Source organism: Pseudolabrys sp., assembly GCF_035943735.1.
Lineage (GTDB): Bacteria > Pseudomonadota > Alphaproteobacteria > Rhizobiales > Xanthobacteraceae > Pseudolabrys.
In genome coordinates this window covers 18531-44555 of record NZ_DASZBV010000025.1, presented here as the reverse complement: position 1 = coordinate 44555, position 26025 = coordinate 18531, and the positions used below count along the sequence as shown (strand labels likewise).

25 protein-coding genes and 1 tRNA gene are annotated in these 26025 nt (G+C 66.0%); 6 read left to right on the top strand and 20 right to left on the bottom strand.

The window, feature by feature from the left end; all coding sequences use genetic code 11:
- Positions 1 to 33 precede the first annotated feature (33 nt).
- On the bottom strand, positions 34 to 720 hold the full coding sequence (locus VGV41_RS18795) for a Crp/Fnr family transcriptional regulator (protein ID WP_326865532.1): 687 nt from the start codon (positions 718 to 720) through the stop codon (positions 34 to 36).
- A 252-nt stretch (positions 721 to 972) separates the two neighbouring features.
- Between VGV41_RS18795 and VGV41_RS18790 the strand changes: the two genes are divergently transcribed.
- From VGV41_RS18790 to VGV41_RS18780, 3 genes are all read left to right on the top strand, one after another.
- Positions 973 to 1107: a hypothetical protein gene (locus tag VGV41_RS18790; RefSeq protein ID WP_326865530.1), complete on the top strand. Its 135-nt coding sequence runs from the start codon at positions 973 to 975 to the stop codon at positions 1105 to 1107.
- Positions 1108 to 1269: 162 nt separating this feature from the next.
- The gene (locus VGV41_RS18785; protein ID WP_326865528.1) at positions 1270 to 1536 is read left to right on the top strand and encodes a hypothetical protein; all 267 of its coding nucleotides are present in this window, start codon (positions 1270 to 1272) and stop codon (positions 1534 to 1536) included.
- 244 nt (positions 1537 to 1780) lie between these two features.
- Positions 1781 to 3085 (top strand): Xaa-Pro peptidase family protein, encoded by a 1305-nt coding sequence (locus tag VGV41_RS18780; RefSeq protein ID WP_326865527.1) that lies wholly within the window; start codon positions 1781 to 1783, stop codon positions 3083 to 3085.
- A gap of 14 nt (positions 3086 to 3099) precedes the next feature.
- Here VGV41_RS18780 and VGV41_RS18775 read toward each other — a convergent pair whose 3' ends face one another.
- The 5 genes from VGV41_RS18775 to VGV41_RS18755 all read right to left on the bottom strand — a co-directional run bounded on the left by VGV41_RS18775 (position 3100) and on the right by VGV41_RS18755 (position 8633).
- Positions 3100 to 4569 (bottom strand): ATP-binding cassette domain-containing protein, encoded by a 1470-nt coding sequence (locus VGV41_RS18775; protein WP_326865526.1) that lies wholly within the window; start codon positions 4567 to 4569, stop codon positions 3100 to 3102.
- Positions 4566 to 5492: a branched-chain amino acid ABC transporter permease gene (locus tag VGV41_RS18770; protein ID WP_326865525.1), complete on the bottom strand. Its 927-nt coding sequence runs from the start codon at positions 5490 to 5492 to the stop codon at positions 4566 to 4568. Before VGV41_RS18770 ends, VGV41_RS18775 begins: the two co-directional genes overlap by 4 nt.
- A gap of 10 nt (positions 5493 to 5502) precedes the next feature.
- Positions 5503 to 6378, bottom strand: coding sequence for a branched-chain amino acid ABC transporter permease (locus VGV41_RS18765; protein ID WP_326865524.1), 876 nt, complete (start codon positions 6376 to 6378; stop codon positions 5503 to 5505).
- Positions 6379 to 6498: 120 nt separating this feature from the next.
- Complete coding sequence (locus tag VGV41_RS18760) at positions 6499 to 7773, bottom strand: ABC transporter substrate-binding protein (protein WP_326865522.1); 1275 nt, start codon at positions 7771 to 7773, stop codon at positions 6499 to 6501.
- A 344-nt stretch (positions 7774 to 8117) separates the two neighbouring features.
- Positions 8118 to 8633, bottom strand: coding sequence for a TIGR02444 family protein (locus tag VGV41_RS18755; RefSeq protein ID WP_326865520.1), 516 nt, complete (start codon positions 8631 to 8633; stop codon positions 8118 to 8120).
- 91 nt (positions 8634 to 8724) lie between these two features.
- Between VGV41_RS18755 and VGV41_RS18750 the strand changes: the two genes are divergently transcribed.
- Positions 8725 to 9348, top strand: a complete 624-nt coding sequence (locus tag VGV41_RS18750; protein WP_326865518.1) for a UbiX family flavin prenyltransferase — start codon at positions 8725 to 8727, stop codon at positions 9346 to 9348.
- Positions 9349 to 9362: 14 nt separating this feature from the next.
- Here the strand turns inward: VGV41_RS18750 and VGV41_RS18745 are convergent, their stop codons facing one another.
- The 7 genes from VGV41_RS18745 to VGV41_RS18715 form a co-directional block, all read right to left on the bottom strand.
- On the bottom strand, positions 9363 to 10253 hold the full coding sequence (locus tag VGV41_RS18745) for a hypothetical protein (RefSeq protein ID WP_326865517.1): 891 nt from the start codon (positions 10251 to 10253) through the stop codon (positions 9363 to 9365).
- Positions 10254 to 10485: 232 nt separating this feature from the next.
- Positions 10486 to 10561: transfer RNA gene (locus tag VGV41_RS18740), tRNA-Lys, on the bottom strand.
- A gap of 220 nt (positions 10562 to 10781) precedes the next feature.
- Positions 10782 to 11327: a Spy/CpxP family protein refolding chaperone gene (locus VGV41_RS18735; RefSeq protein WP_326865516.1), complete on the bottom strand. Its 546-nt coding sequence runs from the start codon at positions 11325 to 11327 to the stop codon at positions 10782 to 10784.
- A 174-nt stretch (positions 11328 to 11501) separates the two neighbouring features.
- Positions 11502 to 13535 carry a TRAP transporter large permease subunit gene (locus VGV41_RS18730; protein ID WP_326865515.1) on the bottom strand — a complete coding sequence of 678 codons (2034 nt, stop codon included), beginning with the start codon at positions 13533 to 13535 and terminating at the stop codon, positions 11502 to 11504.
- A gap of 90 nt (positions 13536 to 13625) precedes the next feature.
- Complete coding sequence (locus tag VGV41_RS18725) at positions 13626 to 14624, bottom strand: DctP family TRAP transporter solute-binding subunit (protein WP_326865514.1); 999 nt, start codon at positions 14622 to 14624, stop codon at positions 13626 to 13628.
- Between the two features lie 182 nt (positions 14625 to 14806).
- Entirely contained in the window at positions 14807 to 15223 is a 417-nt protein-coding gene (locus tag VGV41_RS18720; RefSeq protein WP_326865513.1) for a hypothetical protein, read from the bottom strand.
- Between the two features lie 263 nt (positions 15224 to 15486).
- Positions 15487 to 17064, bottom strand: a complete 1578-nt coding sequence (locus VGV41_RS18715; protein ID WP_326865511.1) for a 2-isopropylmalate synthase — start codon at positions 17062 to 17064, stop codon at positions 15487 to 15489.
- A 376-nt stretch (positions 17065 to 17440) separates the two neighbouring features.
- Here VGV41_RS18715 and VGV41_RS18710 point away from each other — a divergent pair, with 376 nt between their 5' ends.
- Positions 17441 to 18130, top strand: a complete 690-nt coding sequence (locus VGV41_RS18710) for an isoprenylcysteine carboxylmethyltransferase family protein (protein ID WP_326865510.1) — start codon at positions 17441 to 17443, stop codon at positions 18128 to 18130.
- A 3-nt stretch (positions 18131 to 18133) separates the two neighbouring features.
- Here VGV41_RS18710 and VGV41_RS18705 read toward each other — a convergent pair whose 3' ends face one another.
- The 7 genes from VGV41_RS18705 to VGV41_RS18675 all read right to left on the bottom strand — a co-directional run bounded on the left by VGV41_RS18705 (position 18134) and on the right by VGV41_RS18675 (position 24401).
- Positions 18134 to 19018, bottom strand: coding sequence for a polyphosphate kinase 2 family protein (locus tag VGV41_RS18705; protein ID WP_326865509.1), 885 nt, complete (start codon positions 19016 to 19018; stop codon positions 18134 to 18136).
- A gap of 21 nt (positions 19019 to 19039) precedes the next feature.
- Positions 19040 to 19756: an NUDIX hydrolase gene (locus VGV41_RS18700; protein WP_326865508.1), complete on the bottom strand. Its 717-nt coding sequence runs from the start codon at positions 19754 to 19756 to the stop codon at positions 19040 to 19042.
- A gap of 32 nt (positions 19757 to 19788) precedes the next feature.
- The gene (locus tag VGV41_RS18695; RefSeq protein WP_326865507.1) at positions 19789 to 20676 is read right to left on the bottom strand and encodes a PhzF family phenazine biosynthesis protein; all 888 of its coding nucleotides are present in this window, start codon (positions 20674 to 20676) and stop codon (positions 19789 to 19791) included.
- A 79-nt stretch (positions 20677 to 20755) separates the two neighbouring features.
- Complete coding sequence (gene pdxY, locus VGV41_RS18690; RefSeq protein WP_326865506.1) at positions 20756 to 21607, bottom strand: pyridoxal kinase PdxY; 852 nt, start codon at positions 21605 to 21607, stop codon at positions 20756 to 20758.
- A gap of 100 nt (positions 21608 to 21707) precedes the next feature.
- A complete protein-coding gene (locus tag VGV41_RS18685) occupies positions 21708 to 22712 on the bottom strand; it encodes an ABC transporter substrate-binding protein (protein WP_326865505.1) in 1005 nt (334 codons plus the stop codon).
- Between the two features lie 78 nt (positions 22713 to 22790).
- Positions 22791 to 23579: an ABC transporter permease gene (locus VGV41_RS18680; protein ID WP_326865504.1), complete on the bottom strand. Its 789-nt coding sequence runs from the start codon at positions 23577 to 23579 to the stop codon at positions 22791 to 22793.
- Positions 23580 to 23582: 3 nt separating this feature from the next.
- On the bottom strand, positions 23583 to 24401 hold the full coding sequence (locus VGV41_RS18675) for an ABC transporter ATP-binding protein (protein ID WP_326865503.1): 819 nt from the start codon (positions 24399 to 24401) through the stop codon (positions 23583 to 23585).
- A 73-nt stretch (positions 24402 to 24474) separates the two neighbouring features.
- On the opposite strand from VGV41_RS18675, the gene VGV41_RS18670 reads away from it, so the two are divergent.
- Entirely contained in the window at positions 24475 to 26022 is a 1548-nt protein-coding gene (locus VGV41_RS18670; protein ID WP_326865501.1) for an ABC transporter permease/substrate-binding protein, read from the top strand.
- Positions 26023 to 26025: the final 3 nt, after the last annotated feature.

Here is a 26025-nt window from a genome sequence, read left to right as displayed (position 1 = left end):
GGCCGGGGCATGGCGGGTGACCTGGCAGCCATATCAGCGGCGATGGGCGTGGATTTCGTCCCGGAGGACCTCGTAGCACTGGCAGCTGCGCTTCAGCAGGCCGGCACGCTCGAGCACGGTGATAGTGCCACGGCGATAAGTGATCAGCCCGTCGCGCTGAAGCTCGGAGGCAGCGACCGACACTGTGGGCCGCCGCACCCCCAGCATGTAGGAAAGGAACTCCTGCGTCAGGGCGATCTGGTTGCTCTCGATCAGATCCTCGGATTGGAGCAGCCAGCGGCACAGGCGGCCCTCGAGCGAATGCAGCGCATGGCAGGCGGCGTTCTGCTGCGCCTGGGTCAGGATGAACGCCTGGTAGCGATCCACGCGCTCGCGCAGCACCAGGTGCTCCTGACACAAAGCGCGGAACTGCGCGGGCCCGATGCGCAGCGCGCGGCCCTCGATCTGTACGATCGCCTGCGCAAAGGACGACAGGTCGCCGACGGCGAGGCCGCCGACCACGCCTTCACGGCCGACGATGCCGGTCTCGATCGACTCCCCCGAGGGCGTGACGGCAAGCAGGGACACCATCCCGCTGAGCGGGAAATAGACCTGCGAGACCGTCCGGCCCGCCTCCTGCAGGACGAGCGACTGCGGCAGCTCGACGGCGGTCAGATGTGGTTCGAGGCTCGCCCTCACCCCTTCGGGCAGGCCATCCAGGATCAAATTGTCGGTCGGCAAGATATGTCCTCGTCGCTCCCAGGGACGGGGGCGAATTGGCGGCGGGATGGGGTGGCGCGGAATTGCGCCGCCGCCGGAAGCCTCAGAGGTAAAAGAGATTCTGCCGCAATGTCGGTCAGCTAGCGTACCGACCGGCACGCTTTCCGCGGCTCTAATTGCACAAACAGCGCCGCGCACGACGGCCGGAGGGATCGATCTGTGCCGGACACTGAGGCTGCGGAGCGGCCCCACTGCGACGCCTGTGGGGTGGACATGTGGCTCACACATGTCCTCGACGGCGACGGCGCGTCGGGCAATTCCTACGTTTTTGAATGCAAGGTGTGCGGTGCGCAGGTGACCCTGTCGGCGGCCGACAATGCCGCGCCAGGCATCGAAGACCGGCTGTGACCGCCCGCCGCCGCCGGGATTTCACCGCTGCAAGTCGATCAAATCGACCGCAATCTGCCGCGCGGCGGTACCCATATACCGGTTGACCTTGCCGGTAGGTCGGAACGCATCGCCCCGGCGCGTGGTTGGACTCTTCGAACGCAACCAACCGAGGCAAATCTTATGTCCACATACAATCCGAATTCTCCGCGTCGCCCTGTGGGCGGCGACGGCTCCGGCAGCTGGATCATCGGCATCATCGTGATCGTGCTGATCGGCTTGGGCGTCTGGTGGTACGCCGGCACGGGCGGCAACGGACCGCAGACGGCCAACAACAATCCGCCGGCCACGACGACCGGCACCGCACCGGCGACGACGGGCTCGGCGCCCACGTCCATGGACGCACCGGCTCCATCCAACCGCTCCGCGCCCGCAACGCCGGCCAAGTAGACGACGCCGGCTGGCATCTACGACACGGCGCCACCGCATGGCCGGTGGCGCCGCACCACTTGACTCCCCCGGCTGCGGGCAGAATGTTGGCGCCAACTCCGGCATCAGTCCGGACACGCTCCGCGGGAGGAGTAACACTGCAGCGCAGGCGCCCGCCGTCCGGTCACGCGACCGCCGGCCAGCCCGCGTTGCACCTCTTCCCTGAGCCGTGCCGAACCGATCGCCACGTCATCAGGACAACTCCATGAACATCCAGACGCCCCGCAAGCCGCTCGGCCCGCAGCCGTGGGAAGTCGTGCGCACGAAGCTCGACCAGTCCCTGCCCTTCGCCAACATGCGCGGCACGCCCTACTACCACGATGCCGTCTGGGAGCAGTTCTCGGAGCAGGAATACGCCCGCCGCTACGCCGCGCTGCGCGACAAGATGAAGGAGCACAAGCTCGATTGCGTGATCGCCGCCGGCGGTCCGAGTCACTGGAGCTTCGGCGCCGGGTCGCTCTGGCTCACCGGTCATGTCGAATGGCACGCGCTCGCCTCCTACGTGCTGGTGCCGCGCGACGGCGAGCCGACCATGATCTACTCGATGGGCGGCACGCACGCCGAGGCGGTGCGCCGCCACGTCGCACCGGCGATCAAGGATGTGCGCCACAGCCGCAATGGCCGCTACGCCGAGGTGATGGTCGAGCGCCTGCAGGAACTCAAGCTCGAGCGCGGCCGCATCGGCCTGATGGAGATCGACCCGCGCCACGAAGACTACATGCCGGTCAACCAGTACAACACGTTGCGCGCCGGCCTGCCCGACGCCGAGCTCGTCTTCACCAAGAACTTCCTGCACGACCTCGTCGTCATTCATTCCGCCGAAGAGCTCGACTGCATCCGCAAGGCGGGCGTGCTGTGCGAGCGCGCGATGGAAGCGATGATCGCGCGCGCCAAGCCCGGCGCGAAGGAGTATGAGCTTCGCGCCGCGGCCGGAGCCGCCATCCTCGACGGCGGCGGCGACATCGACTTCCTCATCATCGGGTCGACGCCGATGGACAATCCGGCGATGATCTTCGGCAATCCACGGCCCTCAAGCCGCGTGCTCAAGAAGGGCGACATCATCAACATGGAGCTCGCCGCCGGCTATCGCGGCTACACCGCGCAGATCGGCTCACCGATCACCCTGGGCGAGCCGACCGAGATGGTGCGCAAGTTCTGGAACGAGATCACCGTGCCCGGCTATCACAAGATCGTCGCCGAGATCGCCCCGGGTAGACCGGCGGAGGCGATGCGCGAGGCGTCGAAATTCTTCCGCGACAACGGCGTGCAGTCGCGGCCGACGCAATGTCACGGCATCGATCTCGTCACCGACAATCCGCACGTCGCCGCCGAGCATGTGCGCGGCGTCCAGGCCGACATGATCCTCAAGCCCGGCATGGTGATCATGGCCGAGCCGAACCCGATCACCGCCGACGGCATGTTCGGCATCTTCCTCGGCCACACCTTCATCGTGAACGAGACCGGGCACGAGATCGTCGACAACTTCCCGCTCGAGATCGCGGTCGCCTAACGCAGGGCGCCGGCTCAGAGATAGCCGGTGCCCATCTCCTGCGCGAAACGCACGGGATCGCCCTCCCAGACGATGCGTGCGTGCTCCAGCACGTAGACCCGGTCGGCGTGCGGCAGCGCGAAGGTGACGTTCTGCTCGCCGAGCACGATCGTCACCGGCGAGCTCTCGCGCAAGCGCTCGAGCGCGCGGCCGAGCTGTTCGAGGATGACCGGCGCCAGTCCGAGCGTCGGCTCGTCGAGGATCAGCAGCTTCGGGTCCATCATCAGCGCGCGGGCGATCGCCAGCATCTGCTGCTCACCGCCCGATAACGTCCGCGCGGCCTGGCCGCGGCGCTCCTTCAGGATCGGGAACAACTCGAGCAGCCAATCGAACTGCTGGCGCCGGCGCGCGGCGGAGAGATGCTGGCCACCGAGATCGAGATTCTCGTGCACGCTCATGTCGCCGAACAGTTCGCGGCTCTCCGGACACTGCACCAGGCCGTCGCGGGCGATAGCGCCGGCCGTCTTGCGGCGCAGGTCGTTGCCGTCGAAGGTGATCTTGCCGGAATACGGCACCAGGCCGGACATCGCATTGAACAGCGTCGTCTTGCCGGCGCCATTGAGGCCGACGATGGAGACGAACTCGCCCTGCCCGACATGCAGGCCGACTTTGTCGAGCGCCTGCGCCTTGCCATAGAAGACGCTGACATCCTCCACCTCGAGCAGCGGCGGCTTGGCAGCGCCTGCGGCAGCCCGGTGCTGCGAGGCCGTGATCTCACCGCCGAGATAAACGCGGCGCACGGTCGGATTGCGCATAACCTCATCGGCCGTGCCTTCCGCGATGCGCTCGCCGAGATACATTGCGAACACGCGGTCGACCAGCGCTGCGACGCTCTTGACGTTGTGGTCGACCAGCAGCACGGCGCGGCCCTCGTCGCGGAAGCTGCGGATGAGGTCCGAGAACACGCCCACCTCGGACATGGTCAGCCCGGCAAAGGGTTCGTCGACAAGCACGACCTTCGGATTGCGCGCGATGGCCTTCGCCATCTCCATGCGCCGCAAATCGGCGAAAGGCAGCGTCGAGGGATGGCGGTTGACCACCGCGGCGAGGCCGACGCGGTCGGCAATGGCGCGCGCGCGGGCGTCGACGTCACGGTCCGCGAACAGGCGCAGCAGCGAATCCGGCAGCAGCGCCAGCTTGATGTTCTCCAGCACGGTCTGCCGGTGCAGCGGCCGCGAATGCTGGAACACGATGCCGACGCCGGCGCGCGCGACGCGGTGCGACGGCCAGCGCGTGATGTCGGTGCCTTCGAGCGAGACCGTTCCGGCACTGCACGGTTCGATGCCCATCACGAGCTTCATCAGCGTCGACTTGCCGGAGCCGTTCGGCCCGATCAGGCCGACGATTTCGCCGGCACGCACCTGCAGCGTGATGTTCTTGACCGCAACGAGGCCGCCGTAGCGCTTGCTCAGGTTCTCGACCTGCAGACGGACGGGCGCGTTCATTCGCGCTCTCCCGCACGCAGCACGTAGCCCAACAGTCCGTCGGGGAAGAACAGGATCACCGCCAGTGCCACCGCCGAGACGACGAAGGTATTGAGCTGGCCGAGCGGGCGCAGGAACTCGGTCGCCAGGATCAGGAAGATGGCGCCGAGCGGCGCGCCGAGGATGGTGCGCCGGCCGCCGAGCACGGCGGCGATGATCACTTGCACGCCGATGGAGATGTCGATGACGGTGTCGACCGAGGCAGTGCCCATATAGAAGATGAGCATGGCGCCGGCGACGCCGGAGAACAGCGCGCTGATGCAGAACGCGGCAATCTTGTGCTTGGTGACGTTGAAGCCGAGCGCCTGCGCCTCGATCCTGTCCTGTCCGCTCGCCTGCAGGATCAAACCCACGGACGAGCGCGACAGGCCGAACAGCAGGATGGCGCTGACGACGAGGAAAGCCAGCGCATACCAGTAGTTCTGGCTGGCGTCGATCGAGAGGACGTCCGGCACCGTCATGCCGATCTCGCCGCCGGTCCAGTGGGCGAAGATGACAATGGCGTTCTGCAGCAGCAGCACGGCGACCAGCGTGACAAGGCCGAAATAGGGCCCACTGAGCCTGAGCGCCGGCACCGCGAGAACGAGGCCGCCGAGCACCGCGACGACGGCGCCGGCCAGCACGCAGACGAAGATCGGCGGTCCGAACTGGTTGTCGAGGATCGCGGCGGTGTACGCACCGAGGCCGATCAGAAAGGTCGGCCCGAAATTGACCTCACCGGCGAAGCCAAAGAGGAGATCCCAGGACATCGAAAACACGCCGAAGTAATAGGCGACGGTCAGGATGGCGAGCAGATATTCGGAGACCCACAGCGGCAGGAGCGCGGCCACGACGGTGACGCCGATGGCGATATAGAGCGCCGGCGAGCGTAAGAGGTTCTTCATCGTCGTGCCCTCACCGCCGTCCCAGGATGCCCTGCGGCCGCACGTAGACGACCAACACCAGCAGCAGCAGCGCCGGGATCGGCCGCAAGGTCGGCGCGATCAGATAGGCGGTGATCGTCTCCAGATAGCCGACGACATAAGCCGCGATCAGGGAACCCGACACGCTGCCCATGCCGCCGAGCACCACGATCGAGAACGCGCTGGCGGTGAGTTGTCCTGCGCTGGCCGAGCTGACGCCGAGGAAGGACGCGAGCAGCACGCCGGCGATGCCGGCGAGCACGCCGTAGATGCTCCAGACGAACAGGTAGATGCTCGACAGGTCGAAGCCGAGCAGCGTCAGGCCGCGCGGATTGATCGACGCGGCCAGCAGCCTCTTGCCGGCCGGCGTGCGGTTGACGAGGAGCCAGAGGAGCCCGATGACGACCCAGCAAATGACCGCGATCATGATTTCGTTCTTCGGCAAGCGCACGCCGGCGATGTAGGTGACGCCGTCGATCAGCGGCCGCATCGTGACCGGATTGTCGGTGAACAGGTAGGCGAGCCCGACCTGGATCATGATGCCCCAGAGAAGCGTCCCGGTGAGGATGAATATCTCGGTCTCGTCGCGCGGGATCGCTTTCGACCGCTGGATCGGCAGGATGACCATGAAATAGGTGACGTAGGAGGCGACGAGCCCGGCGATGACGCCGGTCAGAGTGCCAAGATAGACGCCGAAGCCGAGATCGCCGGCGGCGAGCCAGCCGATCACCGCGGCGATGACCATGATGCCGCCATGCGACAGGTTGAGCACGCCGGAGACGCCGAAGATGAGTGTGAAGCCCATGGCGCCAAGCGCGTATAGCGAGCTGATGGCAAAGCCATCGATCAAAATCTGCAAGTAGACCATCGGAATCCTCGTCGCAGCGCGGCCGCGGCTTTCCGCCGCGATTAATCCGGGCCATCGCGGACCGCGGCCGGAAAACCTCGTTTCCCGGTCACGGTCCGCGCATGGGTCACGGCGGCGCGCTTACTTGGCGGCAGCCTGTTGCGGCAGCTTCACGAAATCCGGGAATTTGATTTTCCCGTTGGCCTTGTCGGTCGGCCACACGGTCACCTGCTTCCCGTTCTGCCACTGGATGAAGGTGCCCGAGACGTAGTCTTTCCCGTACTTCATCGCGTGTGTGTACTGGCTGTCCTTGCCGTAGAACTGGACGCGGCCGATGGTGCCGACGTAGTCGGTCTTCTCCATCGCGGCGACGAGTTTGTCCGGATCGGTCGAGCCAGCAGCAACCGCGGCGTTGGCAATGATGTAGACGTCGTCATAGGCAGCGAAGCCGCTATAGGCGGGCGTCGCGCCGTATTTCTTCTGGTAGGCCTCGATGAACGGGATGGTTTTCGGGGTGATCGCCACACCGGGACCTGCCGCGGTCGCCGTGATGACCCCCTCGGCCGCGCCGTTGGTGTCCTTCCAGAAGGTCGACGTGGTCGCCTGCGAGCTCTGACCCGCCATCGCGATCGGCACCCGCTGATCGTGCCATTGCACTGTCGGCTGCACGCCGACATGACTGATGCCGGTGATGATCACGTCCGGATGCTCACCCTCGATCTTGTTGAAGATCGGCGTGAAGTCGGTCGTATCCGGATTGAAGCGGATGTGGTCGAGCACCTTGAGGCCGGCTTCCGGCAGGCATTTGAGGTACTGCGCGTCGAGTGGCGTGGTCCAGGCCGCATCCTCGCTCATCACCGCAGAGGACTTCATGTGGTAGGTCTTGACCAGGGTGTCCTTCGAGAAGTCGCAGATCGACTGGGCGATAAAGGCCGACGTCAGCCAGCCGTGGAAGGTGTATTTGTAGTGCGCGTAGTCGTCGTGCACGTGCTTGGAGATGTCGGTCGAGGCCGCGCCCGGCGTGATGAAGATCTTGTGCAGACGCGCCGACCACGGCTCGATCGCCAGTGCCACCTCGCTGATGTAGCTGCCGATGACGGCATCGACCTTGTCCTGGTTGACCGCGCGCTGGAAGGCGCGCACGGCGTCCGCCGCCGACGAATGGTCGTCGTAGGTAATGACCTGGACCTTGTGGCCCTGGATGCCGCCCTTGGCGTTGATCTCGTCGGCGGCAAGTTGCGCCGCCTTGGTAATCGACGTACCGGCAACCGCCGCGTCCTCACCAATGACGCCGATCTTGATCGGTTTATCGGCCGCATGGACCGGTATGCTAATGCCGACGCCGATGACCGACGCCGTCAGAGCGCCGGCAAGCAGCTGCCAGCGCGACGCAGTTGTGCGCTTCAGAAAACTCATCACGTTTCTCCCTGTCGCCCCACTCTTTTGAGTGCTCGATCATCGGCAGCGACGACAGCGTTTCCGCAGTCAATTCGCGGACAGGCACCGGATCGACGCGCGATGATGAAGGTTTTGGTCAAAACGGGCAAGCATCGCTGCAGCGGAACAACACGTGAAACCGTGCGACGCATCGGAATGTGACGATATGGCGCAAGAATTAAAATTCGTGCGCGCCCATGGAACGACATTCGAACACGACGCGTTCGATTTAATCCGTCTTGCACTGCGAGATTTTGATAAAGTCGCTACCGCATCGCAGCAGAGCAAATTGGTAGCCTGTTGCCGCCCGTCGCTGTCGCCGCTCAACGTTCGGCTGGGTGCTCCGCGGCAAACGCCCGGGCGGCGGCGGCCAGTTGTCCGGCCGCGGCTACCACGGCGCCGTGATGACTCAGGAAGCAGGCGAGGTTCGCCGGCACGGCCTCCGCCGCGCGCGCGGCGCCGGCGCCTTCGAGCAGCGCCGCCGCATCGGCGAACAGCATCGCCTGCTCGATCTGCTCGGCTTTCAATTCCACGGCCGCAACATCCTTGCGCAGGGTCGTGACGGGCTCTCCGATCGCCAGCATCTCCTTCAGCGTCTGCCGCACCGTGCGCAGCGGCAGCACGGTCCGCTGCTGCCATGCTTCGACCCGGGCAACGATGCCGGCGACCTGCCGCTCGCTCAGAAGCGCCCTCCGGCCCGCCCCCGCCCAGGCGCAGAACAGCAGCGCATTGACGTCGATACCGTGCCGCGCCTGCAGGCCGAGGCATTCCTCCGCCACGCCCGCCCGGGCATAGACGTCAAGGGAGAAGGTCCAGAACGGGTTTTCGAGCTGAAGCACGGCGGAACCCCGCGTGAGATGGACGGAAATCGCTGCCGAGCCTAGCAAATAGCGCTAGGCGGGGGGCGGCCCGGACGCTATTTTGCGGCGCATGAACCATCACCGCCCGATTCAATCGAAGCCGCGCATCCTGGTCGGCATTACCGGGGCCTCCGGCGCCATCTACGGTATCCGGCTCCTGGAGCTCCTGCGCGACTACGGGGCCGAGACCCACCTGGTCATGTCCAAGGCGGCGCAGGTGACGCTCGCCTGCGAGACCAGCCTGAAGGTTGCCGACGTCGAGAAGCTCGCCGACGTGGTCTACCCGAACGGCGACATCGGCGCGGCCTGCTCAAGCGGCTCGTTCAAGATGAGCGGCATGATCATCGCCCCCTGCTCGATCAAAACCATGTCGGAGATCGCCACCGGCAACACCGGCAGCCTGATGTCGCGCGCGGCCGACGTGGCGCTGAAGGAGCGACGCCGCGTCGTGCTGATGCTGCGCGAGACGCCGCTGCACATCGGCCATATCCGCAACATGGCTGCGGTGACGGAAGCCGGCGCAATCGTCTACCCGCCGGTGCCGGCATTCTACGCGCTGCCGCAATCGCTCGAGGACATGATCGACCACACGCTCGGTCGCGTGCTCGATCTCTTCGACATCGACGTCGGCAAGGTGCGCCGCTGGTCGGGCGACCGCGTGCGGCCGAAGCAGCGTCAGACCGTCGAAACCTGAGCGTCCAGCGCCTCCTAGCGGCGCGACGCGGACTGCCGCGTCATGCTCACCTGCTGCGGAATCAGCGAGCTTTGAATCGGAGCGGCCCGCTGCGCGTCGTTGCTGTGGCGCGGCCATTTCAGCCAGAAACCCTCGTCGCCCTCGCGCCGTGAGCCGAAGCGCGGTCCGCTGCCGGCAGCGCGGATTTTCACCGGCTTGCGCCGACGCAGGATCGCGAACACCGCAAACACGGCGCCGGCGAGCAGCGCAGCGAGCAGGATCACCAGGACGTTCTGGGCGAATGGCGTGGCGGACGCCGTGTCGGAAGCCGGCGCCGCCGCTGCCGCCTGTGTCTCACGCCGCGCGGCCGCTCGCTTCTTAGCCGGTGCTTGGCGCACGGGCTGATCCGTCGCCACGGGTTGGGTTTGGCCGGGTGCCGCGGCAGCCGCGGCCTCGACATCGCTAGCGGCGGCCGACGTCGGATCGGTCCAGACCGTCGCGGCATGTGGTGCCGCTGCGGATGGCGCGGGCGCAGGAGTCGCGGTTTGCACGGTCGTCGCGGCAACGGACGGCGCAGGATCCGCAGCCGGTTGTGACAGCGCGGGGGGCTGGACCGGTTGCATGGTCGCAGCGGAATTCACCGTCGGTGTCGCCGCGCCCCGATCGGGCTGCGCCGGCGCGGGGTTATCGGCCTGTTGCGATGGCGCCGCAGACGGCGTTGCCGCGGCCGCACCGACGTCGCGGAGATACCAGCATTTGCGATTGTTGGCGCGATCGAGGTGATAATACCAGTGCTGCCCCTTCGGCGCCGCGCCGTTCGGCGCGGACAGGCAGTCGTTCGGCGCCGCATGCGAGGCCCCGTGGCCGGCGACGAGCGCAGTCAGTAGCGCGGCAATCGCCGCCGGTCCCGGAATCGACTTACGCATCACTGGCCCCCCTCGTTCGAGACGAGCCAACTCTTCCCAGAGAACGTGATTGCAATGCGTCGCAAATGTGCACGCGACGGGACGATTCCGCGGCGCGGCACGCAGGTAATACGCTGCCGCCGGACGCGCGCAGGACGCGAAGCGCGTGTCGCTTTACAGCGTCACCTTGCGCTCGGGCCGAAGCAGGGCGCGGCGCCGCCGCGTCGGGTACTGCCGGTGTTTTGGGAAGAAGTGGTGGGCGCACCAGGGCTCGAACCTGGGACCCGCTGATTAAGAGTCAGCTGCTCTACCAACTGAGCTATGCGCCCCGAGCGTTGAGCCCGGAAATCCGAGAAAGCACGCGGCCTTCGCGGACGCGGCTCTGTAGCAAAGGTGGGGGGACCTGTCCAGCAGCGCAAGCCATCGAAATGCCCTGCAAGTGCCGCCAAACAAAGGAAAAGCCGCCGGGATCGGCCCGGCGGCTCCCTCGGCGGTCGGCAGAAGGGCGAACTCGCCTCCGCTGCTCCGCCTGCTACTCGAGGCCGGCGCTTACTGCGCGCCGGGACCCTGCTCGGGGCCCATCGGGCCGCCTTGGAAGCCGCGATGGCGGAAACCTTCGCGGCCGCGCCAGCCGTGATGGTGGCCGTGACGGCCGAACGAGTGCGAGAGCCGCGCCAGGATCATGAAGCGATGCTTCTGCGCCTGGTCGAGGCTCTGGTAGAGCGGCTCGGACGCATCGGCGAGCCTCTTGAGCGCCGCACCGCGGCTCTCCATCGCCTGCGCGCGCACGCCGAGACGCTCGATCGGATCCTTCGGCTTGTCGGCGCTGGCGCGCGCGGCGAAGCGGTCCTCACGCTGCTTGGCGAGATCGCGCAGCGCGCTCTCGACGGCCGGCCAGTTCTTCTCCTGGTCGGGCGTCAACTTGAGGCCCGCATGCAGCGCGGCGACGCGCGCGTCGGCGAAGGCGCCGATGTCTTGCGCGCTCGGACGCCAGTGCGGACCGCGCGGTCCGTGATCGGGTCCCTGCTGCGCGTAAGCAAGGGTGCCGCCGGCGATCGCAAGCGCGGTCGTACCGGCTAGTATTGTCTTCCACATGTGCCACCTCCAATGGAGAATTGAACGTGGCATCAGCAGAGAGCCACGGCTCTGCCTTATCAAGTTAAAGTTTGGACAGAGATTACCGCCGCGCAATGTAGATGTACCGGCGTTCATCGAACGCCGGTACATTCGCAAATGTGAAAACCGGATCGCGGGCGCCGCTTTATATATTTACATCCCGAGCAGGCGCGGCAGAAAGGTCGACAGGCCTTCCCAGTAGGTGACGACTCCGAGGAACACCAGCATCGTCAGCAGCCACGGCCACACCGCGATCGTCAATTCGGTTATGCCCATCTTGGCGATGCCGGAGGCGACATAGAGATTGAGGCCCACCGGCGGATGACAGAGGCCGACCTCCATGTTCACGGTCATCAGGATGCCGAAATGCACCGGATCGATGCCGAGCTTTATGGCCACCGGGAACAGAATCGGCGCCATGATCAGGATGATCGACGACGGCTCCATCACGTTGCCGGCCATCAGCAACAGGACGTTGACGATCAGCAGGAAGCCGACCCAGCCGAAGCCCTGCGCGATCATCCAGCCGGCGAGCTGATTGGGGATGTTCTCGTAGGTCATCAGGAACGAGAACAGCACCGCATTGGTGATGATGTAGAGGATCATCGCGCTCAGGTTGGCGGACGACAGCAGCACGCGCGGCACGTCGCGAAGCTTGAGGTCCTTGTAGACGAACACCGCGACGACGAAGGCGTAGACGGCGCTCACCGCCGCCGCCTCGGTCGGGGTGAACAGGCCGGAGTAGATGCCGCCGATGACGATGACGATCAGCGCCAGGCCCCAGAAGGAATCACGGAACGCCTTGAAGCGTTCGGCGATGCCTGCCTTCGGCATGCGCGGATAGTCGTTGCGCCAGGCGCGATACCAGGTCGTGACACCGAGCATCGTCGCTAGCACGATGCCCGGCACGATGCCGGCGATGAACAGCTTGCCGACCGACGAATTGGTCGACACGGCGAACAGCACCATCGGGATCGACGGCGGGATGAGGATACCGAGCGAGCCGGAGGTGGTTATGACGCCAGCGCCGAACCGCTTTGGGAAACCCTGCGCCACCATGGCCGGGAGGATGACCGAGCCGATCGCCACCACGGTCGCCGGCGACGAGCCGGAGATGGCCGCGAACAAGGCGCAGGCGAGCACGGCCGCCAACGCCAGGCCGCCGTACCAATGCCCGACCATTGTCGTGGCGAAATGAATCATGCGCCGCGCGACGCCGCCGTGGGTGAGGAAGTTTCCGGCAAGGATGAAGAACGGGATCGCCATGATCTCGAAGCTCTCGAGACCGGTGAACAGCTTCATCGCGACCGACTCGGTGCGGACGTCGGTCAACGTGAACATGAAAGTAAGCACGGTGAGGCCGAGCGCGATCGACACCGGCATGCCGGTCACCATCAGCGCCAGCAACAGGCCGAAGACGATGACGACGCGCATGAACTGCGGCAGCACAATCAGATGCGCGGCGTGCGCGAAGCAGATGCCGGCAATCAGGATCGGCAACAGCATCAAAATGAGACCGAGCGGGCTGTAGCCCTCGCCCTTGAGCGCCGCGGCGGGCGCGTCGGCGGGATGGAGCGGCTCGACTTCGACGCCCTCGACCTGGCTGGTGTCGTGGTGCGGCAGTTCACCCGTCCAATAAAAGGACCAGGCGACCTGGAGGAAGCGGAAGCACATCAACGCCGAGCCGAGCGGGATCGCCAGATAGACGATCCACATCGGCGCTTCGAGGTCGTTCGATTGCTGCCCTGTATGCCACATCTCGCGGACGAACGAGGTGCCGAAAGCGGCAATGATCGCGGTGAACAGCGCGCCGCACAGCAGGCTGAAGGTGACCACGCGCCGACGCGAGCCGGCCGGCAGCATGTTCACCAGCACATCGACGCCGACATGGATGCCGGTCCGCACGCCGTAGGCGGCGCCGAACTTGGCCATCCAGATGAACATGTAGATGCAGAGCTCCTGCGCCCAGGACAGATCCCGGCCGGCGAGCCACTTGAAAATGGAGGTTAGGACCGCGGCGAGTAACGTGAAGCCGTGCGCGGTCGCCCACTTCGCCCAGGCGATCGACAGCCCGGTGCCGTAGCGATGCAGCACCGCGACGAAAATCAGGAGTGTCGCGGCCATGATAAGAGCGGCGATCAGCCACTCTTCGAGATGATCAAGCGCGCGAGAGAGTACTTTCCCCACGGCACGTTCCCCCCACAAGAAACGTTGGGGACCGGGAGTGGTGACACTCCCGGTCCGCTGTCGATGCGACGGCGTTGATCGCCGTCCGGATTACATCTGGACGTGCAGTTCCTTGGCGATCAGGTCGAGTACTTCCTGACCGACGCGGCCCTTCGCCCACTTGTAGGTGGGGCGCATGGCCTTCTGCCATTCGACCTTCTGCGCATCGGTGAGATAGTGCAGCGTCGTCTTGCCCGACTTCTTGATGGCCTCGAGGTCGTCCTTGTTCTCCGTGGCGGCGATCGAGTTGGTGTAATCGGTCGCCTCGGCCATTGCCTTGTCGAGTTCCTTGCGGATGTCGGGCGGCAGGCCGTTCCAGAACTTGGTGTTGACGATCACCGCGTACTGCAGGTGCGCGTGATAGGACACGGTGATGTCCTTCTGCACCTCGTAGAACTTCTGCGTCAGATAGTTCGACGGCGTGTTTTCGCAGCTGTCGACGACGCCGGTCTGCAGCGCCTGATAGACCTCGGAGAAGGCCATGATCTGCGGGATCGCGCCGAGATCGCGGAAGTAGCGATCGGCAATCTTCGAGCCCGAGATGCGGACCTTCAGGCCCTGGAAGTCGGCCGGATGGATCAGCGGGCGGTTGGCCGAGACCATATGGAAGCCGTTGTCCCAGTAAGCGAGACCGGTGATGCCCTTGGCTTCAAGCTTCTTGAACAGGTACTTGCCGACGGCACCCTTCATCGCCGCATCGTAGGTGGCGTCGTCCTTGAACAGCCACGGCAGGTCGAGCGCCTCGAATTCCTTCACGCCGAGCGGCGCGAACTTGGCGGTCGACGGCGCCAGCATCTGCACGGAGCCGAGCTGCAGCGCCTCGATTTCTTCCTTGTCCTTGTAGAGGGTCGAGTTCGGATAGACTTCGACCTTGACCTTGCCGTTGGTGTACTTCTCGGCGAGCTCTTTGAACTTCAGCGCGCCCTTGCCTTTGGGCGTGTCGTTCGCGACGACGTGGCTGAACTTGATCACGATCGGGCTCTGGGCCATCGCCGAACCCGAAGCCATCACAGCGGCTACAATTGCAGCAGCAAGCACAAACTTGCGCATAGGCCTGTTTCCTCCGTTATGCCCCAGAACAGGGGTATTTTCTGTCTTTGTACCGCCAAACTGGCATTAAACCCGTAAGGCGGCAAGTCGTGGAATAGTCCACAACCAAGACGGAGGATCAAGACCGTAAAGACGGCGGCCGGGGCCGCCATCCATCATCAATTGGTCTGCATCGCGGCCGATTACCGCAGGGCTGCGACGACCGAGCCGAGGCCCATCTCGTTGGCGAGACCGGAGGCCGCCTGCATCTGCTCGGGATCGAGCACCGCAATCAGCGGCCGCGCCGCCGCGGCCAGCCGTGCGACAGCGGCATTATCGAGCACAACCGAGACGACACGGCTGCTGATACGATGAACGATACCGCCTGTCTCGCTCGTGTGCTGCCGACCAGCCAGCCGGCGCAAGGCCGACTCGACTGCCGGCCAGTAGCGCTCCTGGTCGGGACGAAGGTGCAGCGCGCTCTTGATGCGCGCCACGTTAATCGTGGTCGCAGCGCCCTGCTCTGCGTAGGTCCCGTAGTCGCTTGCGGTGGCCGGAAGTGACGGCAACAGACCGGTCATCGCGAGCGCAAGGGCGCCCGCGCAAAGTGTTTTCTTCATCCTTCAGAGTTCCCCGTGACGTTGAACTTGGATCTACACGCGGCCTCTCAGGCCCCGGCGTATGGGGATGCAAGTACCGTGACAATTCGCCACCAAGGCGTGCGAATTGCGGACGAAATGTGATTTTTGGCCCGCCGCGGAACCAAAAGCTCCCCAGACGACCGCAAACATGTCAAAAGACACGAAAGTCCGCGTGGATATGCAAAGGGCGGCCGCGTTTTCCCGCGGCCGCCCTGTCAAATGTCCGAAGCGCGGCGGTGGAGCTAGCCGGCCTCCTGTGAGTGAATGCGCCGCTCGATCCCCGGCTCCCTGTTGCGCCGGCTGGTCATTTTGTTGAGCGCGCCCAGATAGGCCTTCGCCGACGCGACCAGGGTGTCGGGATCGGCGCCGCGCGACGTGAACGAGCGGCCGTCATGCGCCAGCCGCACCGATACCTCGGCCTGTGCATCGGTGCCCTCGGTCACCGCGTGCACCTGGTAGAGCTCGAGCTTGGCCTCATGCGGCACCAGGGCGTGGATCGCATTGAAGATCGCATCGACCGGGCCGTTGCCGGTCGACTGCGTCGTCTCTTGGTTGCCGTCGATATCGAGCGTCAGCGTCGCTGTCTGCGGGCCCATCGTGCCGGCGATCACCGTCATGGAGACAATCTTGACGCGGTCGTGCGCGGTGGCGATCTCCTCGTCCACCAGAGCCTCGATGTCCTCGTCGTAAATCTGCTTCTTGCGATCGGCCAGCGCCTTGAACCGCACGAAGGCGTCCTCGAGCTGGTTGGCGGCGAGCTGATAGCCCAGTTCCTCCAGCTTATGCGCGAAGGCGTGGCGGCCAGAATGCTTTCCCATGACCAGCGAGGTCTGCTTCACGCCGACCGTCTCCGGGGTCATGATCTCGTAGGTCTGCGCGTTCTTGAGCATGCCGTCCTGATGGATGCCGCTCTCGTGCGCGAAGGCGTTCCGCCCGACGATGGCCTTGTTGTACTGCACCGGAAACGAGGTCGCCGCCGAAACGAGCTTAGACGCGCGCGTGAGCATGGTGGCGTCGATGCTCGTCCAGAACGGCAGTACGTCGTTGCGCACCTTCATCGCCATCACGACTTCCTCGAGCGCCGCATTGCCCGCGCGCTCGCCGATGCCGTTGATGGTGCACTCGATCTGCCGCGCGCCCGCCTTCACGCCGGCCAGCGAGTTCGCCACGGCCATGCCGAGGTCGTTGTGGCAGTGCGTGGAGAACACCGCGAGATCGGAATTCGGCACGCGCTCGCGCACCGTCTTGAACAGATGGAAGTACTCCTCCGGCACGGTGTAGCCGACGGTGTCGGGGATGTTGATCGTGGTGGCGCCGGCCTTGATCGCCGCCTCGACGCAGCGGCAGAGAAAGTCGATCTCGGTGCGGGTGCCGTCCTCGCTCGACCACTCGACGTCGTCGGTGTGGCTACGTGCGCGCGTCACCTGCGCGATCACCATCTCGTAGACTTCGTGCGGCTCCTTCTGGAGCTTGTATTTCATGTGCACGGGCGAGGTGGAGAGGAACGTGTGGATGCGCTTGCGCTTGGCCGGCTTGATCGCCTCGGCGCAGCGATCGATGTCCTTGAAGGCGGCGCGCGACAGGCCGCAGATCACGGCATTCTTCGAGCGCTTGGCGATCTCGTTGACCGCTGCGAAGTCGCCCTCCGAGGCGATCGGGAAGCCGGCCTCGATGATGTCGACGCCCATCGTGTCGAGCAGCTCGGCGACCTCGATCTTCTCCTCGTGCGTCATGGTCGCGCCGGGGCACTGCTCGCCGTCGCGCAAGGTGGTGTCGAAGATGACGACGCGGTCCTTGTCGGACTTGGCGGTCGTACTCATGGTCGTGATCCTTCTCTAAAAGCTCATGCGCCGCTTCAGGGCGCTCCTAAGGGGTGTCTCCGTCAGTCCCCCCGAGTGCCCAGGCGCAATGCCCTGCCGGCCCTCAGGGGCAGATAAGGAGAAGGAGCGAGCCCAGAATGAGGGTGGCCGCGGCGCCGGCTGTGGAAGCCGCCCGCTCGATCGCGCAAATGTCGTGGCGCGTCGACATGGCCTGACGAAAACCCTCTGTTGCTTCGGCGGTTATAATGACGGAGGCCGGTGAAGCCCGCGTTAACCGCAGTTGGGAACGGAGTGCTTCTAGCGGAAGGGCCCCGCCATGATCAAGCGCCGAGATAGGTCAGCATTGCTGTCTGTTTCCGGCGGAAAGCGAGGACGCATGGACGGCCGTACCGCTGCTCTGATGCGCCAGGCCTGGCCGCGTCAGCTGATGTTTCTCGTCTTCATGGCCGCGCTGCTGTTCGCGCCGGCCGGCACCCTGCGCTACTGGCAGGCCTGGCTGTTCCTCGCCGTGTTCGCCGGCTGCACCGTCCCGCTCGGCATCTACTTCGTGATCCACGACCCGGCGCTGGTCGAGCGGCGCATGAAAGTCGGCCCCGCCGCCGAGCAGGAGCCGGCGCAGAAGATCGCCATCGGCATCGTCTGCGTGGCCCTGGTGGCGATGCTCATCGTGCCGGGCTTCGACCGCCGCTGGCACTGGTCGGATGTCCCGGCCTGGCTGACGGTCCCCGCCGAGTGCGTCATCGCGGCGAGCTTCGTCATCTTCTTCTTCGTGATGAAGCAGAACAGCTTCGCGGCCGCCACGGTGCGCGTCGAGCGCGACCAGACGGTCATCTCGACCGGCCTCTACGGCGTCGTGCGCCATCCGATGTACATGGGCACGCTGCCGCTGACGATCGCGATCCCGCCGGCGCTCGGCTCATATTGGGCTCTGCTGCCGGCGCTTGCGATCGTGCCCGCGCTCGTCTGGCGCCTCATCGACGAGGAACGCGTGCTCAGGCGCGACCTGCCCGGCTACGCGGACTATTGCGCGCACGTGCGCTGGCGGCTGGTGCCCGGCGTGTGGTGACGCTCACGCGCCTTTGCGCGACAGCGCCCGCCGCGCCTTGTCCAGATCCTTGAGCGCCTGTCCCGTCACCTTCGGATAATCGAGCTTCAGCCGGTCGAGCGCATCGACCAGCGCCGCCGCGACCACCATGCGCGTGAACCACTTGTTGTCGGCCGGCACCACATACCACGGCGCATGATCGCGGCCGGTCTCGCGGATCGCCTCCTCGTAGGCCGCCATATATTTCGGCCAGAGCTTGCGTTCGGCAACGTCGCTCAGAGAGAACTTCCAGTACTTGTCGGGCAGATCGAGCCGGTCGAGGAAGCGCTTGCGCTGCTCCTCGCGCGAGACATTGAGGAAGAATTTGAGGATCAAGGTGCCGTTGCGGGCGAGATGCTGTTCGAAGCCGCGGATATCGTCGAAGCGATGTTTCCAGATCTTCTTGTGCTCGAGGCTGTCGGGCAGCTTCTGCGCGGCGAGCAACTCGCGATGCACCCGAACCGCCAACACCTCCTCGTAATGTGAGCGGTTGAAGATGCCGATGCGGCCGTTCGCCGGCAGGCGCTGCGTGATGCGCCAGAGGAAATCGTGGTCGAGTTCCTCGACGCTCGGCTGCTTGAAAGAATGCACCTCGACGCCCTGCGGATTGACCCCTGTCATCACGTGCTTGATCAGACTGTCCTTGCCGGCGGCGTCCATCGCCTGCAGCACAATGAGCACCGACCAGGTGTTGCTGGCATAGAGCCGCTGCTGTAATTCCGTCAGCCGTTTGATGCCTTCGTCGAGCAGCACCTTCGCCTCGGCCTTGTCGACGGTCAGCCCGCAGCATTCGGCCGGATCGTGGTCGGCGATGCGGAAATGCTTGGGCTTGTCGATGCGGAAGCGTTTGGCGATGCTGTCGAGCTTCATGCGCACAGTTCACGCCGAGTTTCAGGACTTGGCAAGCGGTCCGGCGAAGTGCGCTTCCAGAAACGCCGTGACGAAGGCCGGCATGGCCGGGTCGTAGTCGGCCGGACCGCGGACGATGCGGATGTCGGCGAGCTCCGGCTGCGCCTCCGTCGCGAGGTGCTCGAGCATCCTGGCGCGTAGCGCGTCGGCGGCAAGCGCGCTGCGCAGCGTCTTGATATGGACGATGAGCTGGCCGTCGATCACCGTCGTCCAGCCGGACGCCGGCGCCACCTCGGCGATGTCGAGGCCGGTCTCCTCCTTGAGTTCGCGCGCGACGCTCCAGTCGAGGTCGACCTTGCCGTCGATGATGTCGCTCGGATCGGGCGTGCCGGCAGGAAAGTAGATCCAGCCGGCATTGGCGGTGTGCGCGCCCATGACGCCGAGCAGCACGGCGCCGTCGGCCGAGATCACCGCGCCGGCACCGAAGCAGTCGTGCACGCCGGCGTCCGTGGGCTGCCAGTGCCGCCAGGCCGAGAAGCTCGCATAGTCGGTTTCGAGATAAGCGCCGCGGAAGATGCCGTCCCGCATCTCGTAACGATGCAGCACGAGGACGCGGCCGTTCCAGATCGCCGGCTTCTGCCGCTGCAATTCGGCGAACCAGGCGTCGATCTCCGCCCGCCGCGCTTGCGCGAACGGCCATGGCGCCGGTTCGAAGGCGAGATCGAGGCGGTCGACGGAAAAGACGGCGAGGCTGGTCATCGCGCGCAATCGACGCGACGCGCGCGCCTGCGTCAAGCCTCGATCGTGCCTTCGGCAACGATGACGGCGCTGCCGCCGACCGTCACCGCCGAGAACTGTCCGGCGACGATGGTCATGCCGAGGCGGATCAGGCTCGGCCGGCCCATCTCGTAGCCCTGCTCGATCGCGACTTTGTGCTCGCCGTCGCCATAGCCGCCGAAGCGGCCGAGCAGGCCGGCGAAGGCCGCCGCCGCCGAGCCGGTCGCGGGGTCCTCGATAATCCCCATGCGCGGCGCGAACATGCGCGCGTGGAAGTCGTGATCCTTCTCGACGGTCTCGCGCGTGAACACGAACATCGCCGAATTGTCCGCCGGCAGCGCGGCGAAGCGCGCGAGATCGGGCGCGGCCTTGCGCACCGCTTCGAGGCCGCGCAGCGGCACGAACAGGAACGGATTGCCGGCGCTCCAGCAGCTCGGTCCGATGCCGTCGAAGCCGATTTCGTCCGGCGTCACGCCAAGCGCCGCGGCGATCACGTCATTGTCCGGCGCAGAGGCGACCCGCTGCGGCTGGGCCGGCAGCGTGAACGACGCCTCGCCGCCGCCCTCGCGCGGCGTCACCCGGCAGCGGATGCGGCCGATCTGCTCCTCGAGCACGAAGTCGTGCGACTTGCCGCCGTCGCGCGCGGCGAGCAGCACGGCCGTCCCCACGGTCGGGTGGCCGGCGAACGGCAGTTCGCGCCTGGGCGTGAAGATGCGGCAGCGGGCGCGATGATCGGCGTTCTCCGGTGGCAGCAGGAACACCGTCTCCGGCAGATTGAATTCGTTGGCGATCGCCTGCATCGCCTCGGTGTCGAGATCGTCGGTGTCGAGCACGACGGCCAGCGGGTTGCCGGCGAAGCGGCGCTCCGTGAACACGTCCAATGTGACGTAACGGCGTTTCATGGCGGCCCCCGTGGCATTGCGCGGCGAGGATAATGCGACCGCGCGCCGAAAGTTCATCAAATCTTTCGATGACAACTATTCACGATAGCCGTTCGGCCGCGAACACGCGGGTCGGATTGACGATCTCGTCCTGCGCCAGCACCGGCTGAATCTCGGGGGCGCCCGCTTCCGCGGTCTTCGCCAGCACGCCGAACATCGTCGAGGCGGCGCGCGACAAGGCCTCGGCGATTTGACCCGAGCGCAGATAATGCGCGCAGAACATCGCCGCGATGGCATCGCCGGCGCCGTTCGCCGCCACCGCGAGCTTCGGCGTGCGCAGGCGGAATTCGCCCGTCTCGTCGCAGGCCAGCAGATCGACCGCGTCGGCCGGCGTGTCGTCGACGGCAAGCGACGTGACCAGCACCGCGCGCGGGCCGCGCGCATGCAGCGTCTTCACTGCGGCGCGCGCCTGATCGAGCGTGCGGCTCGCGCGGCCGGTGAGGAAATCGAGTTCGAAGTGGTTGGGCGTGACGATGTCGGCGGCGGCGACCGCCCTGTCGCGCATGAATTCCGCCACGCCCTCGCGCACGAAGGCACCCTTGCCGACGTCGCCGATCACCGGGTCGCAGCAGTAACGCGCCGACGGATTGGCACGCTTGACGGTCGCGACGGCATCGAGAATCGCCGCGCCGATCTCCGGCGAGCCGATGTAGCCCGACAGCACGCCGTCGCATTCGCCGAGCACGCCGCGCGTCTCGAGCCCGGCGACGAGGTCGCGGATCAGGCCGGCGTCGAAGACGCGGCCCTGCCACTGACCGTACCCGGTGTGGTTGGAGAACTGCACGGTGTGGATCGGCCACACCTCGACGCCCATGCGCTGCAGCGGAAACACCGCCGCCGAATTGCCGACATGGCCGTAAACGACGTGCGACTGGATGGAGATAAGATTCACGCGCAACTCCCCGCCGCCAAAAAGCGGCACCGGCGCGCCGACGTATAAAAGCGGCCGCGGTCTCGGGAAAGACCGCGGCCGCTTCGCACGTTCGAACCGGTTACTTTGGCGCCTTCTCGACGAAGGCGTTGGTATAGGTCTTTGACAGGTCGATATGCGCCTTGGCGATCGCCGGGTTGGACTGGCTGAACACCGCGAGGACGGCCTGCGCACCCTTCGGATCCATCAGGCCGGTCTCCGAATACATCGACATCGTATTCTTCAAGGCCGCGATGTAGAGCGCCTTGTCCTTGGTGAACTCCGGCGGCATCTTTTCCGTGATCTCCTCGGCCGAATGCGTGTGGATCCACTTCAGCGTGGCCATGATGGCGTTGGTCATGCCCTGCACGTCCTTTTCGTGCGCCTTGATCCAGTCCGCGCGCGCGTAGAGCGCGCCGCCGGGATACTCGCCGCCGAATACCGCCACCGTATCCTTCTGCGAGCGCGTGTCGCTGAGGATCTTGATATCCTTGAACTTGCCCTGCAGCACAGTCACCGCGGGATCGAGCATGATGGCCGCGTCGATCTGGCCCTGCTCCATCGCGGCGATCGCCGTCGCGCCAAGACCGACGCCGATGACGCCGACCGAGTTGGCGTCGACGCCGTTCTTGCTCAGCGTGTATTTGAGGAAGAAGTCGGTCGAGGAGCCCGGCGCCGAAACGCCGACCTTCTTGTTGGCGAGGTCCTTGATCGACTTGATCTCGCTGGTGTGCTTGGGCGAGACCACCAGCGCGAAGCCGGGGAAACGGTCATAGACCACGAAAGACTGAAGATGCTGGCCCTTGGCGGCGAGGTTGACGCAGTGATCGAAATAGCCGGAGGCGACGTCGGCCGAGCCGCCCATCACCGCCTGCAGCGACTCCGAACCACCCTTGAACTGCACGACGTCGACGTCGACGCCGGCCTTTTTGAATTCGCCGAGTTGCTGCGCCAGCATGGTGGGCAGATAGCAGAGACAGGACGCACCGCCGATGGCGATCGTCACCTTGTCGGCCATCGCCATGCCGGACGATAGCGCGAGCGCCACCGCCGCGACCGCGATTCGCCCGATGATCCGTGAAGACATTGTTGTACTCCCTTGGCCTGCGGCCCTTATCCCGGGGCCGTTTCGGCGCAGACGATATTCCAATGACGGTGGCCCTGCCTAGGGCTTCGCCTCGCTCGGTGCCGGCCGCCACACGAGCAGCCGCCGCTCGACGATGCTGACGATGACATCGATGACGATGACGAAGGCGGCCAGCACAACCATGCCCGCGAACACCCCGGCGACATCGAACACGCCCTCCGCCTGCTGGATCAGGTAGCCGAGCCCGGCGGCGGCGCCGAGATATTCGCCCACCACCGCGCCCACCACGGCGAAGCCGACCGACGTGTGCAGCGACGAGAACATCCACGACAGCGCCGACGGCCAGTAGACGTGGCGCATCAATTGCCGCTCGTTCATGCCGAGCATGCGCGCATTGGCGAGCACGGTCGGCGAGACCTCCTTCACGCCCTGGTAGACGTTGAAGAAGACGATGAAGAAGACGAGTGTGACGCCGAGCGCCACCTTCGACCAGATGCCGAGGCCGAGCCACAGCGTGAAGATCGGCGCCAGCACCACCCGCGGCAGCGCATTGGCTATCTTCACGTAAGGATCGAACACCGCTGCCGTGCGCGGCTGCCGCGCGAACCAGAAGCCGACCAGGATGCCGCCGGCCGAGCCGATGACGAAAGCAAGGATCGACTCTTCCAGCGTCACCCAGAGATGCTTCCAGATCACGCCGCTGACGAACCAATCAACGATCTGCTTGGCCACGTCGACCGGGTTCGAGAAGAAGAACGGCGGCAGCAGCACGCGGCCGGCGATCGGATAGGTGGAGAAGATGTACCAGGCGCCGATGCACACGACGGCGACCAGGATTTGCATTGCGAGGAGCGTAACGCGCGACATGACTCAGGCCCCCTCCGTCTGCGCGTAGCCCTTCACCACCTCGGCCTTGAGCTTGTGCCAGATGTCGCGGTGCAGGTCGTGGAACGCGGGATCGAGCTTCACCTCGGAGATGTCGCGCGGCCGCGGCAACGGCACGCGCCAGTCGCCGATGATGCGCGCCGCCGGTCCCGCCGACATGATGACGACGCGATCGGACAGCGCGATCGCCTCCTCGAGATCGTGCGTGACGAACAGCACCGCCTTGCGGTCGGCGCTCCACAAATCGAGCAGCAGGTTGCCCATGATCTGCCGCGTCTGCGCGTCGAGCGGGCCGAACGGCTCGTCCATGAGCAAAATCTTCGGATCGCGGATCAGGACCTGCGCCAGACCGACGCGCTTGCGCTGGCCGCCGGACAGCATGTGCGGATAGCGGTCGGCGAAGGCGGCAAGGCCCACGCGCTTGAGCCACTCTCTCGCGCGCGGCCGCGCCTCGCTCGCCGGCGTGCCGGCCGTCTCCAGCCCGATGGCGACATTCTCGACCGCCGTCTTCCACGGGAACAGGGCGTCGGCCTGGAAGAGATAGCCGGCCTGCCGGTTGAGCCCGGCAAGCCGCGCGCCGAAGATCTCTGCGTGGCCGGCAGCCGGCGTCAGCAAACCGGCAGTAACGTTGAGCAAAGTCGACTTGCCGCAGCCGGTCGGCCCGACGATGGCGACGAATTCGCCGTCGGCGACGTCGAGCGTCGCCCGCTCGACCGCGGTGAAGGTGCCGCCGCGCGCCACGCGAAAGGCGACGACGACGTCGTGCAACGCCACCGCGCTCGGCGTCCCGTGCGCTCCCGGCAACCGCTCCTCCCCATCTCGTTGCGCGCAAACTAGCGGCTTGCCCCGCCGATGCAAAGGCAGCCACAGTGGCCGAATGAGCCTCGACGCCCGCCTCGCCGACGCCTTCGCCCACCTTCCCGATTACCTCGGCGGGCACGTGCTGGTCAGCCTGACGGCGCTGGCGCTGGGGCTCGGTATCAGCCTGCCGGTCGCCATCCTGTCGCTGCGCCGGCCGTGGCTGCGCGCCGCCGCTTTGACCACCGCCAGCGTCGTGCAGACCATTCCCGGGCTGGCGCTGCTCGCCCTCTTCTATCCGCTGCTGCTGGCCCTGTCGGCATTGACCGAGCGCGTGTTCGGCGTCGCCTTTCCGGCGCTCGGCTTCCTGCCGTCGGTGCTGGCACTGGCGCTCTATGCGATGCTGCCGGTGCTGCGCAACACCGTCACCGCGCTGGCCGAGCTCAACCCGCAATACCGCGAGACCGCACGCACGTTGGGCGCCACGCCGGCGCGCTCGCTGCGCGATATCGAGCTGCCGCTGGCGCTGCCGACGATCATGGCCGGCATCCGCACCTCGGCGGTGTGGGTGATCGGCACGGCGACCCTGTCGACGCCGATCGGCCAGACCAGCCTCGGCAATTACATCTTCGCCGGCCTGCAGACGCAGAACTGGATCTACGTGATCTTCGGCTGCGTCGCCGCCGCGGCGCTGGCGCTCGTCGTCGACCGGCTGCTGGCCTTGATGCAGGCGGCCATCGCGCAGCGCAGCCGCTTCAAGTTCGGCGTCGGCGCCGTTGCGCTGGCCGCGCTGGTTGTGGCCTCACTGGCGCCCGGCCTGGCGATGCAGCGCGCAAGCTACGTCATCGGCGCCAAGACCTTCACCGAGCAATACGTGCTCGCCGCGCTGATCGAGCAGCGGCTGGCCGCCGCCGGGCTGTCCGCGTCCCGGCGGCAGGGGCTCGGCTCCAACGTGTTGTTCGATGCGCTGGCGGCGAACGACGTCGACGTCGCGGTCGATTATTCCGGCACGCTGTGGGCGAACCGCATGCATCGTACCGACACGCCGGGGCGCGAAGCGGTGCTGAAAGAGCTCGCCGCCTGGCTGGAGACGACCCACGGCATCCGCCTGCTCGGTCCGCTCGGCTTCGAGAACGCCTACACGCTGGCGATGACGCGCACGAAGGCGGAGGCGCTCGGCATCCACTCCATCGCCGATCTCGCCGCGCACGCCGCCGACCTGAGCATCGCCGGCGATTACGAGTTCTTCGCGCGGCCGGAATGGAAGGCGGTGCGCGACGCCTATGGCCTGCGCTTCCGCCAGCAGCGCACCATGCAGCCGGATTTCATGTACCGCGCCGCCGCCGACGGCAGCGTCGACGTGGTCTCGGCCTATTCCAGCGACGGCCAGATCGCGAAGGACGATCTCGTCACCCTCGCCGATCCGAAGCACGTGCTGCCGCCCTACGACGCCGTGCTGCTGCTGGCGCCGAAACGCGCGCACGACGAGACGCTGATCGCTGCGCTGAAGCCGCTCATCGGCGCCATCGACGTGACGGTGATGCGCGAGGCCAACCTGCGCGGCGCCAGCGGCATGACGCCGGACGCGGTGGCGAAATGGCTGTGGCGGCAAATCGGAGCGAGGTGACCG